Annotated in this window: 15 protein-coding genes and 1 pseudogene; 8 read left to right on the forward strand and 8 right to left on the reverse strand. The window is 33.8% G+C overall.

From position 1 onward, the window contains the following. Positions 1-233: 233 nt before the first annotated feature. Positions 234-491 (forward strand): transposase, encoded by a 258-nt coding sequence (locus FEZ08_RS11880; protein ID WP_138192694.1) that lies wholly within the window; start codon positions 234-236, stop codon positions 489-491. Positions 492-541: 50 nt separating this feature from the next. Further along, on the forward strand, positions 542-1,384 hold the full coding sequence (locus FEZ08_RS11885) for an IS3 family transposase (RefSeq protein WP_242003501.1): 843 nt from the start codon (positions 542-544) through the stop codon (positions 1,382-1,384). A gap of 124 nt (positions 1,385-1,508) precedes the next feature. Here FEZ08_RS11885 and FEZ08_RS11890 read toward each other — a convergent pair whose 3' ends face one another. Next, entirely contained in the window at positions 1,509-1,772 is a 264-nt protein-coding gene (locus tag FEZ08_RS11890) for a hypothetical protein (protein WP_138192698.1), read from the reverse strand. A 160-nt stretch (positions 1,773-1,932) separates the two neighbouring features. Here FEZ08_RS11890 and FEZ08_RS12280 point away from each other — a divergent pair, with 160 nt between their 5' ends. From FEZ08_RS12280 to istB, 4 genes are all read left to right on the forward strand, one after another. Then, positions 1,933-2,094: a zinc ribbon-containing protein gene (locus tag FEZ08_RS12280; protein WP_171015077.1), complete on the forward strand. Its 162-nt coding sequence runs from the start codon at positions 1,933-1,935 to the stop codon at positions 2,092-2,094. Between the two features lie 412 nt (positions 2,095-2,506). Then, the gene (locus tag FEZ08_RS11895; protein WP_138192700.1) at positions 2,507-3,061 is read left to right on the forward strand and encodes a helix-turn-helix domain-containing protein; all 555 of its coding nucleotides are present in this window, start codon (positions 2,507-2,509) and stop codon (positions 3,059-3,061) included. Next, positions 3,006-3,956 (forward strand): Mu transposase domain-containing protein, encoded by a 951-nt coding sequence (locus tag FEZ08_RS11900; protein ID WP_138192702.1) that lies wholly within the window; start codon positions 3,006-3,008, stop codon positions 3,954-3,956. Before FEZ08_RS11895 ends, FEZ08_RS11900 begins: the two co-directional genes overlap by 56 nt. Positions 3,957-4,030: 74 nt before the next feature. Beyond that, positions 4,031-4,693: an IS21-like element helper ATPase IstB gene (istB, locus tag FEZ08_RS11905; RefSeq protein ID WP_277871054.1), complete on the forward strand. Its 663-nt coding sequence runs from the start codon at positions 4,031-4,033 to the stop codon at positions 4,691-4,693. A 138-nt stretch (positions 4,694-4,831) separates the two neighbouring features. Here the strand turns inward: istB and FEZ08_RS11910 are convergent, their stop codons facing one another. From FEZ08_RS11910 to FEZ08_RS12715, 3 genes and pseudogenes are all read right to left on the reverse strand, one after another. After that, positions 4,832-7,531: an immunoglobulin-like domain-containing protein gene (locus FEZ08_RS11910; RefSeq protein WP_138192704.1), complete on the reverse strand. Its 2,700-nt coding sequence runs from the start codon at positions 7,529-7,531 to the stop codon at positions 4,832-4,834. A 73-nt stretch (positions 7,532-7,604) separates the two neighbouring features. Further along, a complete protein-coding gene (locus FEZ08_RS11915; RefSeq protein WP_138192706.1) occupies positions 7,605-9,560 on the reverse strand; it encodes a leucine-rich repeat protein in 1,956 nt (651 codons plus the stop codon). A 99-nt stretch (positions 9,561-9,659) separates the two neighbouring features. Beyond that, positions 9,660-9,848: pseudogene (locus tag FEZ08_RS12715) on the reverse strand (IS3 family transposase); the annotation flags it as partial. A 356-nt stretch (positions 9,849-10,204) separates the two neighbouring features. Between FEZ08_RS12715 and FEZ08_RS11925 the strand changes: the two are divergent. Further along, complete coding sequence (locus FEZ08_RS11925) at positions 10,205-10,447, forward strand: hypothetical protein (protein ID WP_138192708.1); 243 nt, start codon at positions 10,205-10,207, stop codon at positions 10,445-10,447. A 547-nt stretch (positions 10,448-10,994) separates the two neighbouring features. On the opposite strand, the gene FEZ08_RS11930 is transcribed toward FEZ08_RS11925, so the two are convergent. Beyond that, positions 10,995-11,378 carry a PBECR3 domain-containing polyvalent protein gene (locus FEZ08_RS11930; protein WP_138192710.1) on the reverse strand — a complete coding sequence of 128 codons (384 nt, stop codon included), beginning with the start codon at positions 11,376-11,378 and terminating at the stop codon, positions 10,995-10,997. A 145-nt stretch (positions 11,379-11,523) separates the two neighbouring features. On the opposite strand from FEZ08_RS11930, the gene FEZ08_RS12720 reads away from it, so the two are divergent. Beyond that, a complete protein-coding gene (locus FEZ08_RS12720; protein ID WP_171015079.1) occupies positions 11,524-11,700 on the forward strand; it encodes a zinc ribbon-containing protein in 177 nt (58 codons plus the stop codon). 33 nt (positions 11,701-11,733) lie between these two features. Here the strand turns inward: FEZ08_RS12720 and FEZ08_RS11940 are convergent, their stop codons facing one another. The 3 genes from FEZ08_RS11940 to FEZ08_RS11950 form a co-directional block, all read right to left on the reverse strand. Beyond that, complete coding sequence (locus FEZ08_RS11940; protein WP_138192713.1) at positions 11,734-11,925, reverse strand: hypothetical protein; 192 nt, start codon at positions 11,923-11,925, stop codon at positions 11,734-11,736. After that, complete coding sequence (locus FEZ08_RS11945) at positions 11,912-12,253, reverse strand: YolD-like family protein (RefSeq protein WP_138192714.1); 342 nt, start codon at positions 12,251-12,253, stop codon at positions 11,912-11,914. The genes FEZ08_RS11940 and FEZ08_RS11945 overlap by 14 nt, the downstream gene beginning before the upstream one ends. Beyond that, positions 12,246-12,569, reverse strand: a 324-nt coding sequence (locus tag FEZ08_RS11950; protein ID WP_199288082.1) for a DinB/UmuC family translesion DNA polymerase, incomplete at its 5' end; no start/stop codon positions are given. The genes FEZ08_RS11945 and FEZ08_RS11950, both read right to left, overlap by 8 nt.

The following is a 12,569-nucleotide window of genomic DNA, read 5'->3' on the forward strand; positions in this document are numbered from 1 at the left end:
TTTGAAACTAGTTAAGAAAATATAAAAACACGCAGTTAATTTTAAACTGTGTGTTTTTATATTGGTTAACATAATCTTTATTATATGAATATTGTGAAATAGTGAATATTATATTCGTATTTTGAATAATCTAACATAAAAAGACCGCAATGATTATAATACCTTTAAAGTAAACACTAAATAAAAAGCAGAAATGTTATAATTTAGTATGAAACTTTGGAGGTATTTTTATTATGGGAAAACATATTAAAAGAACATATGAGTTTAAACAAATGGTAGTTGAAGAAATTCTTGCCGGAAAGAGCTATTCATATGTATCAAAAAAATATAATATACTTGATGGAACTATTGCGAATTGGAAGAAAAAATATTTAAACGGAACACTTGCGATAGATAATCGTGGCAGAACACCGGAACCAGTGGAAGATATTGATATTCTAAAAAAGTCTTATGCTCTGCTGATGGAAATCCGGAACAAGCAAGCCGAATAGAAAAATACCAGATTATAGATAAACTTAAATCGACTTATCCGGTTACAAAAATATGTCGAGTATTAAATATTATTCCGCAAAGCTATTATAAATGGGTGCGTCAGAATAAACCGATTATGAATAATTTTAATGAAGTCATTGCTTCAATTATTTCAGCAGAGCACAAAACATTGAACAAAACGTATGGAACAATTCGTTTAAAGCATCACATTGAAAAGAAGTATGGATTATGTCTAAATCACAAGAAGATTCGCAGATATAAGAACGCCCTATCTCTAGAAGTTATCGTAAGAAAAAGAAAACCCCTCTACCTGAATAAATCAAAAGAAAAACTTATAAAAAACAAAGCTCCGAACAGACTCAATAGTAACTTCACGTCGTTCGCGCCGTATGAAAAACTTTCCTCAGATGTGAGTTATATCAAATGCACCGACGGAACATTGTATTTGTCGGCAATCAAGGATTTATTTAATAATGAGATTGTATCATATCCGACATCATCAAAAAATAATGTTGAATTAATCTTCGCCAGCTACAGAAACATCCCTCAAGGAGAAACTACTAATTCCGTTATCCATACTGATCAAGGAGCCTTGTATTTCGCTTATGAATATTTGGATATGATTAGTCAGCTAGGCTATCAAAGAAGCATGTCTCAAAAAGGCTGTTGCTGGCAAAATAGTCCGATTGAAAACTGGTTTTCTCAATTAAAAGAGGAGTGGCTTAGACCAAGACAACCATTTACAAAGAAAGAAGCACAACATGAAATTAAAAAATACGTTCAGTGGTATAACACTGAACGTATCCAAAAAGATTTGCGATACTTGAGCCCTGCTCAATATAAATTGAAAATTAAACAACTTTTTATTTACTGTTTACTTGACAGGTACTAGTATCAATTGCGGTCTTTTTTTTATGGAGATAAAACTCATGAAAAAAGCTTTTATGAACTTGCATACGTGCACATGTATGCAAGTATATTTTATCATAGATAATTAATGCTTGCAATCAAGGTGATCATTCATAATAATCAGCTTTTGATTCTAATTCAATGTATTCAGCAAACTCCATTTTTATTGTGTTTTCGTCTAAGTTCATGTACTGAATGTATTTTGAAACATTTTTCGGGATTTTCATTGTCTCAATGTCATAACTATATCGTATTTTTAAAGCTTTTACGAATGCTGCAGTCTGACTTTCGTCCAACTTCAACATATATGGTTTAATGTACTCTTCAAAAACAAATTCTCTATACTGTTGTTCAAGATCAATTATTCTCACTACTCTATCCATCCTATTAGTTTTACTTTATGATATCATACTATTATTTTATTTTGTAGGGTCGTTTTAGCACAAGCGTTATTCAAATATGAATTATATTGTGATATTTTAGATTATATTATATACTAACTTTATAGGGAATGAATGGAGAGATGATTTTATGATAACGTATTTACCCGGTCAATATACTTGTGTTGAGTGTAGCAGTAAAATTGTAATTCAAGAGAAGACAAAAGATATATTAGTGTGTCCGAAGTGTGAAGGTACAGTATTTACAAATTGCATCGGTTTCCGGCCGGTTAAGAAACAGAAAGAAGACTAAGTATGACTACATCTGTTGCTGCTCCCACATAATAAGTTATCTTAGCAGTATTGATAGTATCATCTAATTCGTACTCAATATCATCAATTATGACAGTAATTAAAGCCCTTGAATTATTTTCTACTGTTTGTTCATTTGCAGGCTCTTGCTTAGCTTCGCTAGCAAATACGGTTTGCGTATAGCTATTTCCAGCTAATAACGTTAAAATAAATATCAGTGTAAAAATCTTTTTTTCATTTAATTTCCTCTTTTCTTTCTGGCAGTATCGTCATACAATATTTTTGTTTGTGCTAGTTTAAAAGGGAGCCAAAAATAGAGAGAAAACCAACCGAAAAGGGAACCACTCAAAAAGACAGTTCTGGATAATTGTATAATACAATTTGAAAGGACTGAGTAAGGAGTGATTCATATAATGAGTAAACTAGAAATAATAACCATGAAGGAACAAGGGATGTCAATCCGTGCAATAGCAGCAGAATTGAAAATGGGAAGAAGAACTGTTTCTAAGTATTGGAATGAATATTTGGAGACTAAAGCAGCCTTAATGGAAGATCCTGGTAATTTAGAGTTACAGGAAAAACTTGTGCAGAAACCAGTGTATACGACAACTAAGCCGAGATTATTATTAAAATATACACAAGCTATTGATCAGAGGCTGGATGAAATATTAGCTGATGAAGCAAAAAAGAACAAAGAACTTGGTTCGCATAAGCAAAAGTTAACTGCTCTGGCCATTTACGAGATAATAAAATCTGAGGGACATGATATTGGAAGAAGTACAATAACTAATTATTTGAGAATAAAGCGCGAAAAACAAAGCGAAGTTTTTATTAAACAGAAATATAAGTTGGGCAATCGTATTGAGTTTGATTTTGGTGAAGTTAAAGTTTGGCACCCATGTGAGAAAGTATATGCTCGCTGTTTTCTCGAGTCCGGCAACAAGTTATCGGTGGGCACGATTATATGAAAATGCCAACCAGACTGTTTTTATTGATGCACATGTTCAATTCTTTAACCATATTGGTGGTGTGTATAAGAATGTTGTTTATGATAATATGCGCAATGTGGTTTCGCGTTTTATTACTAAACGAAAAAAGGTCTTGAATGACGAGTTGATTAAGCTATCAATATTTTATGGATTCACTCCAGTAGTCACTAATCCATATAGAGGTAATGAAAAAGGTCATGTGGAAAACAGTGTGAAGACAATACGAAGTAAAGCATTCACAACTAAATACACATTTGAAAGTTTAAATGAGGCTCAAGCTCATTTAGAAATTGTTTTAGAGAAAATGAATGAGCAAACAAATATCCAAGAGGAACAACAATACTTAAAACCAGTCATCGATACGTATGAATACTGTACATATCAAAAACTACGGGTCAGCAAGTATAGCTTTATCCAATTAGATAATAATTTTTATTCAGTTCCTGAGTATCTTGTATATAAAATAGTCACTGTGAAGAAATATTTGAACTTCATCAGTATTCTTCACGCAAATACTGAAGTCTGCCGGCATACAATAAAAACCGGATTCGGCGAATATTCATTGGATATTAATCACTATTTGAAAACACTAATACAAAAACCAGGTGCTCTCCCGAATAGTGCAGCTCTTGATTCAATCCCCAAGCTTAAAAGAGTCTATCAAATGTATTATGAAGGTCGAGAACGAACGTTTTTGAGCCATCTGCTTACGTACAAAGATTTTGAGTTAGATAAGTTGATCGCCGAATTGATTCGTTTAGGTAAAGACGACAATACAGTAAAAGTAATAAGTCATAATAGAGCTGTCGATGCTGCCAGGATACAATTACAAGCCCATTCAAAATTACATATGAAAGAAGGAATGAATAAATGAACATTGTAGAAGCTGCCAAGACGCTGAAACTGGCGTATGTTAAAAATCATTTTTAATCAGCAATTCAGGAGGCAATAGATACAGACCAAGGCTATGAGGCCTTTTTAACATCCCTATTGACTGGAGAAATACAATCAAGAGCTAATAATCGTATTCAAGCACTGGTTAGAAAGTCTAAAATTCCCAACCGGCAAACAATGGACAGTTATCAAGTTGGTCATTTGGACACAAAATTACGCAAACAGATTAAAGAATTAGAAAGTTTGCGGTTTATTGACAATAAAGAAAATATTATTCTCATTGGAAATCCGGGTGTTGGAAAAACACATCTGTCCATGTCACTAGGAATGGAAGCTTGTTTGGCTGGAAAAAGTGTTCTGTTTGTTAATATTCCCAATCTTGTTATTGAGTTAAAAGAAGCAATGAGTTCTAGCCAACTCACCTATTACAAGCGACGATTCAGTAAATATGATTTAGTCATTCTTGATGAATTAGGTTATGTCTCATTTGATCAAGCTGGTAGCGAGATTCTATTTAATCTTTTATCTAATCGAAACCAAGTTGGGTCAATGATTATTACAACTAATTTGGCTTTCGAGCGTTGGGAGGAGACATTTAAGGACCCGATGTTAACTGCAGCAATTGTAGATCGCTTGGCACATCGGGCCCATGTGTTAGATATGAGTGGAAATTCTTTCCGGGTTGAAGATACAAAATCTTGGTTAAATCAGGAATAAGTGGCTCCCTTTTCGGCTGGCACACTGGTTCCCTTTTAAATTGACAAATACAATTTTAACACAATTATATTCAAATATATAGTGTTTTGCTACACTACCAGAAAAATATTTAATATTTTTTAATTGAGAACAATATAGTTAGCTTTCTTTTTTTTGTAAAAATAATAATGCGCTACCTGCCATCACTAATATCCAACTGATAACAACTGAATTACTACTATCTCCTGTTATAGGTAAATCACTTTTATCATCATACACAGTTGCTGTAATCGTGATACTTGGATTAAAAGTAAATTTAATTGGGTACTTTCCAACCACAGCAACAAAGTTCTTTTTATCAACGATAATTTCTGGGTTATCTAACCATTTTTGATTACCTACATCATAAACCGTTACTTTCGCAAATGCTTTCATCTCTTTTTCTGAAATATTTGCTTTAGTAACTCCTATTCTGAAATCAGATGCTTGAATAATAAATCCATTATCGTATACATAGCGTCCATCATTAACCAATACAACTTGTTTCGCACTCACACTATTACCATCACTATCTACAATAGTATACGTTAGTACATACACACCAGCTTTACTTGTATCAACACTTCCATCTATTGTGATATTCGCTGTAATAGGTCCATCTTCTGCATCTACTGCACTGACTCCTGTCATTGGATCAAATGCATTATTCATTTCTATTTCACTATATCCTGGTACTGTAAGTTCTGGTGCTTCTCCAGCAATAACAGTTGCTAGTACGCTTGTTGTTGCTTTTGCATCACCTTCTACTTCATAGCGGACATCGTATGTTCCAACACTTGCTTCATAGCCGCCTTTATCTACTACATTTACTTGAACACTGCTTTCTTGTCCAGTTTCTTTTTCATATACTTTAACTCCTGCAGCTTCTTTCATGGCAGCATCTGTCGTATCTACTTGACCAATACGTCTTGTATAATCGCTCGCTTCAATAATATACGTGTCTCCTGCTGTATAGCGTCCATCATTAACCAATACAACTTGTTTCGCACTCACACTATTACCATCACTATCCACAATAGTATACGTTAGTACATACACACCAGCTTTACTTGTATCAACACTTCCATCTATTGTGATATTCGCTGTAATAGGTCCATCTTCTGCATCTACTGCACTGACTCCTGTCATTGGATCAAATGCGTTATTCATTTCTATTTCACTATATCCTGGTACTGTAAGTTCTGGCGGTGTATCAGAGACTGTAATAGTTGATTGTGTAGTTGTACTAACACCTTCAGAGTTTGTTGCAGTTATTGTAACTGTTGTTGTTCCAATCTTAAGACCAGTGACAACACCTGAAGCATCAACGCTTGCTACTGATGCATCACTAACTGTATAACTTAACACGGCATTACTAGGTTCATATAAAGGAGTCAATTCTTTTGTTTTTCCCACTGATAACCTAAGATTTTCAATTGTTATTGTTGGCCGAGTAGAGGAAGCAATTCTAAAGTATTTAGTTGTAACCCAACCACTTGGCATTGTATTTAAAATTGAGGAAGACCCACTTAGCAATCCTGAAGATCCAGTGTATAGACTTACATTATTAAAAGGTGATGGACTAGTGGGTGGCCCAAAAGGACTAGTGTTGATGTTCCATGCTCCAATATCAGAATTCAATATTTTCAAACTTGGATTTGTACTACTTGATGAGTGAAAAGCCCTATATGGATTTGACTTGTTTTCTATATTAAAATATGAGGGTGAATCCAACAGCATAGTTGAATTGGCGTTGAGAAAAGTAATAATTCCTGCTGTACTACTTTGTGTATTCCCAACAAATTCCACTTTTGCTCCTGGATTAGTCTTAAAATCAATAATGTTGGCAAAATCATACAAAGCAGGTCCCGAAGATGCAGAAGTGCCATTTTTTATCTTTAAAGTTGCATCCGTATCTACACGATACTCTTGAGTAGCAATTCCATATGCATCCATTACACCTTCAGCATCGTTAACTTTTCTAAGTGTTACATCTGCATTGGGATAAACATAAATACTTTTCCAAATATAAAAAATAGGGTAACTATTTGAGCCTTCAATATCAACTATAGAACTATTGCCAAAGTAGGCCACACTGTCATAAGGAAGTGAATCATCATAAAATACAGCAGCACCATCTGCGGGCTTTGATAAAAAAACATTCGAGTTATTTTCAAAAATCACGTCCTTAATTCCTTGAGCAAAATCATCATTAAATTTTGTAACATTTACACTATTTCGAAGAAATAAATTAGTATTTACTGCCCCCGTCATTATCCAAGCAAATTTTGTTCCTGTATCGATTGTTAAATTATCAAATATATATTCCCAATTTGAAGCACCTCCTCTAATAAGTGCTACTGCAAGATCTCTATCTTGTTTAGAAATCGAAATATTTTTTAAATGAAAAGTTTTATTTTCAGTGCTTCCTCCTGTATTTCTAAATATTTCTCCGTTTACACCTGTCCCTTGAAATATTAAAGAAAAATTTGCTCCATCAATTTGTAAAGTCCTATTAAAACCAGTATTTCTAATAGTAGTTGTTTGTGCACTAGTAAAACTTATATTAGAATTTAGAACTATTCTTGAAATACTACTATTTTGATATGCTGCTATAAACTCTTCTGGACTTGCTACTCTAGCTGTTGTAACTTCAGTAAATGAAACTTCTACTTTTGGTGTTGGAATAGCATCCAATGTAAATTGTTCATTTAACGCTTCTACTTTCATTGTATTAAATCCTATAATTGGTTGAGCACAAAAAAAGATAATAAAAACCATAGTAATTTTGCCCAGTCTTTGTAAAGTTCTATGTTTCATTTTTTTCTACCTCCATATAATTAAATAATTCAATCAATATACATCTATGTGCATAGTGTATGATCTTTTAATTTTATATTTTTCTTTTTTTAAGTAAAAATATACCTAGTATACTACTTCCAACCAACATGACTCCTAATCCCATTAATGATGTGGCATCACCTGTTTGTGGTAACGTCCCCTCTGCTGGAGGAGTAACTGGCTCTGTTGGTATTTCCGTCTCATTTGCCTGCCATTTTGCATACAGTGTCATGCTACTTGTTACTGGGGTATTAAAATCCCACTGTGTTATATAGGTTTCATCTGTGTACCATCCTTGAAACTCTGCATTTTCTTTTGTTGGTGCTGTTGGCTCTGTCGCTTTTTCACCTTCTACTACATTTTGACTTGCTGGTACTGGCGATCCTCCTTTTGCATCAAATGCAACAAGATGCTCTTGGGATTTGATACTAACGTTAATATCTGTTAATCGAAGCACGCCATTCACTACTGCATGGTATGTTCCCGTTTCACTTGCTGTAAACGTAGTTCCTGTTCCTACTACATCTCCATTTTCATTAAACCATTCTACTGTAAAATTAGGAATGTCAATAGGATTGTCCTGTGGATCTACCCAAGTGTTTGAGGGTTTATCATATCTTTTAACTTCAGGGTTATAAATTTGCCCCACTGCCAACTCCTGTGTTTGACCATAGTCTAGACTATACTGACTAAGCGTACCATCTACGTAGTCACCTTGGATATTATCCAGTGCGTACATTGAAGTATAATTTGTTGTAGTTAAATTCATTACACTTGGCTGACTTAAAATATTAATCATATTAGGTAAATCCGTAAGCATTGGTATAAAGATTGTCTCAAGAGGACCATCAAAATTATACGAACCTATATAAGTCAAAGAACTAGGTAAAGTCACACTGCTTATTGGATTTATTTGGAAGGCAAAGTCGTGTATTTTGGTAACTCCTTCAGGTATCTCTACACTTGTTAAATCATTGTCATAAAATGTCTCGTTTAGAATCGCAGTAATATTATTTGATATATTTACGTTTGTTAATTTATTATTTTTAAATGAATCATTGCCTAACCTAGTGACACTATCTGGTATCTCTACACTTGTTAGCTGGTTGCTCTCAAACGCATATGAGCCTATATAAGTCAATGAACTAGGTAATGATATGCCTGTTAGTTGGTTATAGGAGAAAGCATTCGCCCCAATAGAGGTAACTCCTTCTGGTATATCTACACTTGTTAATCCATTATAAGCAAAAGAGTAACTATCAATAGAAGTAACCCCATTAGGTATATCTACACTTGTTAAGTTATTGAAGCTGAAAGCTCCATATTTAATAGTATTAACGCTATTTGATATCTTTACACTTGTTAATTCATTATTTTTAAAAGCCATATCACCAATAAAAGTAACACTATCTGGAATCTCTACACTTGCTAGCTGATTTTCTTTAAAAGCCATATCACCAATAAAAGCAACACTATCTGGTATTTCTATGCTAGTTAATTGATTTCTCGCAAAAGCATTGTCGCCTATAGCAGTAATGCTGTTTGGTATCTCGACGTTTGTTAGTTTGTTAGTCGCAAAAGCATATTCACCTATAGTAGTGACGCTGTTTGGTATCTCAACACTTGTTAACTGATTCGAATCAAAAGCACTTTCTTCAATAGAAACTATACTATTTGGTATTACTACACTTAATAGTTGAGTTTGTTCAAACGCATATTCTCCAATAACAGTAACATTGTAGTCAACACTGTTATAGGTCACTTTATTAGGTATAACTACATCTTTTGCTACTCCCACATAATCCGTTATCTTAGCAGTATTGGTAGTATCGTCTAATTTGTACTCAATATCACCAATTATTACAGTAACTAGAACTCTTAAGTTGTTTTCTACTGTTTGTTCATTTGCAGGCTCTTGCTTAGCTTCGCTAGCAAATACGGTTTGCGTATAGCCATTTCCAGCTAATAGCGTTAAAATAAATATTAGTGTTAAAATCTTTTTTTTCATTTATTTCCCTCTTTTCTTTTTAGTAGTATTGTTCATACACTATTTTAGCACAATTATATTCAAATACATAGTGGAAAGGCAACATTATAATGTACAAATTTAAGTTAGACACTGTTGCTTAAACTGAACCAGAGAAAGATATTGAAGTGAAGAGTGAATGCGTTTGTGATTAAACCAAAATATATAACCAGCTAATTCGCTTTGTAAGTGTTCAAGCGAATTAAACCAGCGGTGATGTATAAATTCGGTTTTCACTATCTTAAAGGTACTTTCAGATACCGCGTTATCATGTGGACAAGTTTTTTTGAGAAACTTTGAGGTATCCCGTGTTACTCAAAATAAAGTTGGATTTTCAAATCGGTTTTGACATCAGACCCTTAGATTACTCTCAACGCCTGTACTGATAAGGATAGTATAAGTGGATATATTAGCTTAACGCAATCCTACATTTAACTTCTGGTCGCACCCTCTTTTCTGAAGCATGTATCGTATCAGCACGAGATTTATTATACCATATATCACTATTTCTTTTATACGTATTTTGGTATAATTAATGTAATACTATTTGAGGTGATATATTTATTAAAAAGAACATTATAATTGCAGTGCTTGCAACGCTACTTGTCTCGACGTTTGTATTTAATTTGGATATTTTTCAAGTTTCTGCAAAGACCAATGTACCGAAAGCAAAAACAGAAAAAATTGAATCTGATGCAATTAACTCTATAACCTTTCCATTTACGAGTAAATTATCTGGAAGGACTATTAATGATTTTCAAGTGTGCCGAGAAAATAAGCTAATTACAGTTTTTGTATTAAATTATAATCAAGGGAATTCATATGGCTCAGGAAAATCTATTGCTATTGAAGTAGTTGGTGATTGTTAAAGCTAAAGTGATAGCTTGGAACATACTCATTAATATCTACTTCAAATATTCCTAGTTGTTTTTCTCGGCTTCCTTTGATCATCCTTCACTCAATCCTTCCATTTCCTGTTATTTCTATTATATCAAGTTTATCCCCATAAAAAAACAGACTATAGACAAAAGAGAGCTTTTCATTTCGGAAAGCTCCCTTTTAGACTAGCAGAAACATAATTTGAGGTCCTTTTTCAATTTAAACTAAAAGCGACCCCAAATCGAGGTCGCAAATACAGGGATATTACTCATGGATTGAGCTATATAAGAAAATGCACACGTGCACATGTATGCCTTTTGATTTTATCATATAACTTCAATTCATACAAATTAACAAAAAAACAACTTAATTGCTTAAGCTGTTTTCTATAAAAATAGCATTTGGTAAGGTGGGAATCTTACATCTCCTAATAACAAAATGTTATGGTGGCAGCTCCCTGTTCTGCCCTCAAATACTATCTGCTTATGAATAAATTGTATCACGTGCAGACAATCATTGCAAGTCATAAAGCCGACATTATTTTAAAATTTTTCTAGCTGGTTTCATAAAACCGCTATTTAAGTATTTTGTTACTTTCACGGGATCCATCACGAAAAGGGTTCTTGCAAAGAATACCCCGGACTGAGTTGCGCGAACTGCAACTAAAACATACTCATTGTTAATTCGATATTGTTTAATGAACTCGATACTTGTTTTTTTACTTGGATTACAAGCAATATAGTCAGGATATTTAATGATATCAGCAATATCTTTTGAGTATTTCTTAAAATCATTTGGATGGTTAGTTTCCATATGAGAAAAGTTATCTTCGCCAATATATACTTCGCAATTGTCAGTTGCTAAAGAAAAGTGATCTATAATTTTTTTATCAATTGTACATAATAAAGTTGTTTTTTTCAATTGTAGACCTCCTCTTCAAATTATTTTATCATACTTTCAGAATATATTGCTACACATATTTTAAATACAATAGTATAAATTGAGGTTTTATTGTGAAAAAATAGATATATACTAGTAGTAGGATAGAAAGATTGGAATGATGAGGATGGCAGTTTTATATCTCGCTGGAACGTATACATGCGTGACATGCGGAAAAAAACATGAACAAATCGAAAAAAACAAGGCACTACCAAAGTGCCCAACTTGCGGCAATAATACCTTTACCCGTTGCACTGGTTACCATCCAAAAGACAAGTGGATTAAAGAAGAAAACAAAGAATGAATATAAAAGGCAGCTGCACATGCATCTGCCTTTTTACTTAATGTCAACTATGGAATCATTTTGAATAAACACTCCACTAATATTAATATGGCCAGGCTTTCTATCACGGTTATTGTAATAGCCGGTAATAGTTGTGACTTGGTCATTTAGCCAATAACTCACCGTTAATGGTTTATTGTATCCCAATGTCATAAATGGTTTGTCTTGATTATCAGTCAATGTCATCACCTACAATCTCAATTGAGATAAATGCTGCAAACTCATACTTCGTATCCTGAATATCAATATAGCGATCAATCAGATCAACTTTGTCAACTCTGCCGGTGATTGCTATTATTTGTCCATCTTTGAAGTATTTGAGCGCAATTTTGGTTTCCTTCGGCCGGATGGTCAACATAACCTGGTTAATTTCTTCTATCTGCTCTTCCGATAACTCTGGTTTTGTTTTCAAATTATTAATACGATCCAGGTGATATTGGCCAGCGATTGGATCAGAGAGTGCAGCAAATGGGTACCACTTCTCTATTTTGCGTACTTTATCCGGTTTAAGCATTATGACCACCTACTAATCCGCTTCTCGCTAAGAAGCTTGCTTTCGGCATTAATGAAGTGGCGCTAAATAGCGCTGTTTGCCCGTATTTACGTTTTATTTGATTGACTGCAGCATGTAACAAGTATTGATTGTCTACGGGGCGAAACAGGTCCAGCTGCTCACCATGAAACACCTCTAACTTCCCTAACCCGACACTAATAGTCCGGACTGGTGTATCTTCTTCGTAAAAGTAATTGAAAATGCTTGCTGCAGTCTCGTAAATTAAATTGGGATCACTTGTTTTATTTGGCAACTTTTTTTGTCGGCCAAATCCCCT

Origin of the sequence: Culicoidibacter larvae (assembly GCF_005771635.1) — a bacterium.
GTDB lineage: Bacteria > Bacillota_I > Bacilli_A > Culicoidibacterales > Culicoidibacteraceae > Culicoidibacter > Culicoidibacter larvae.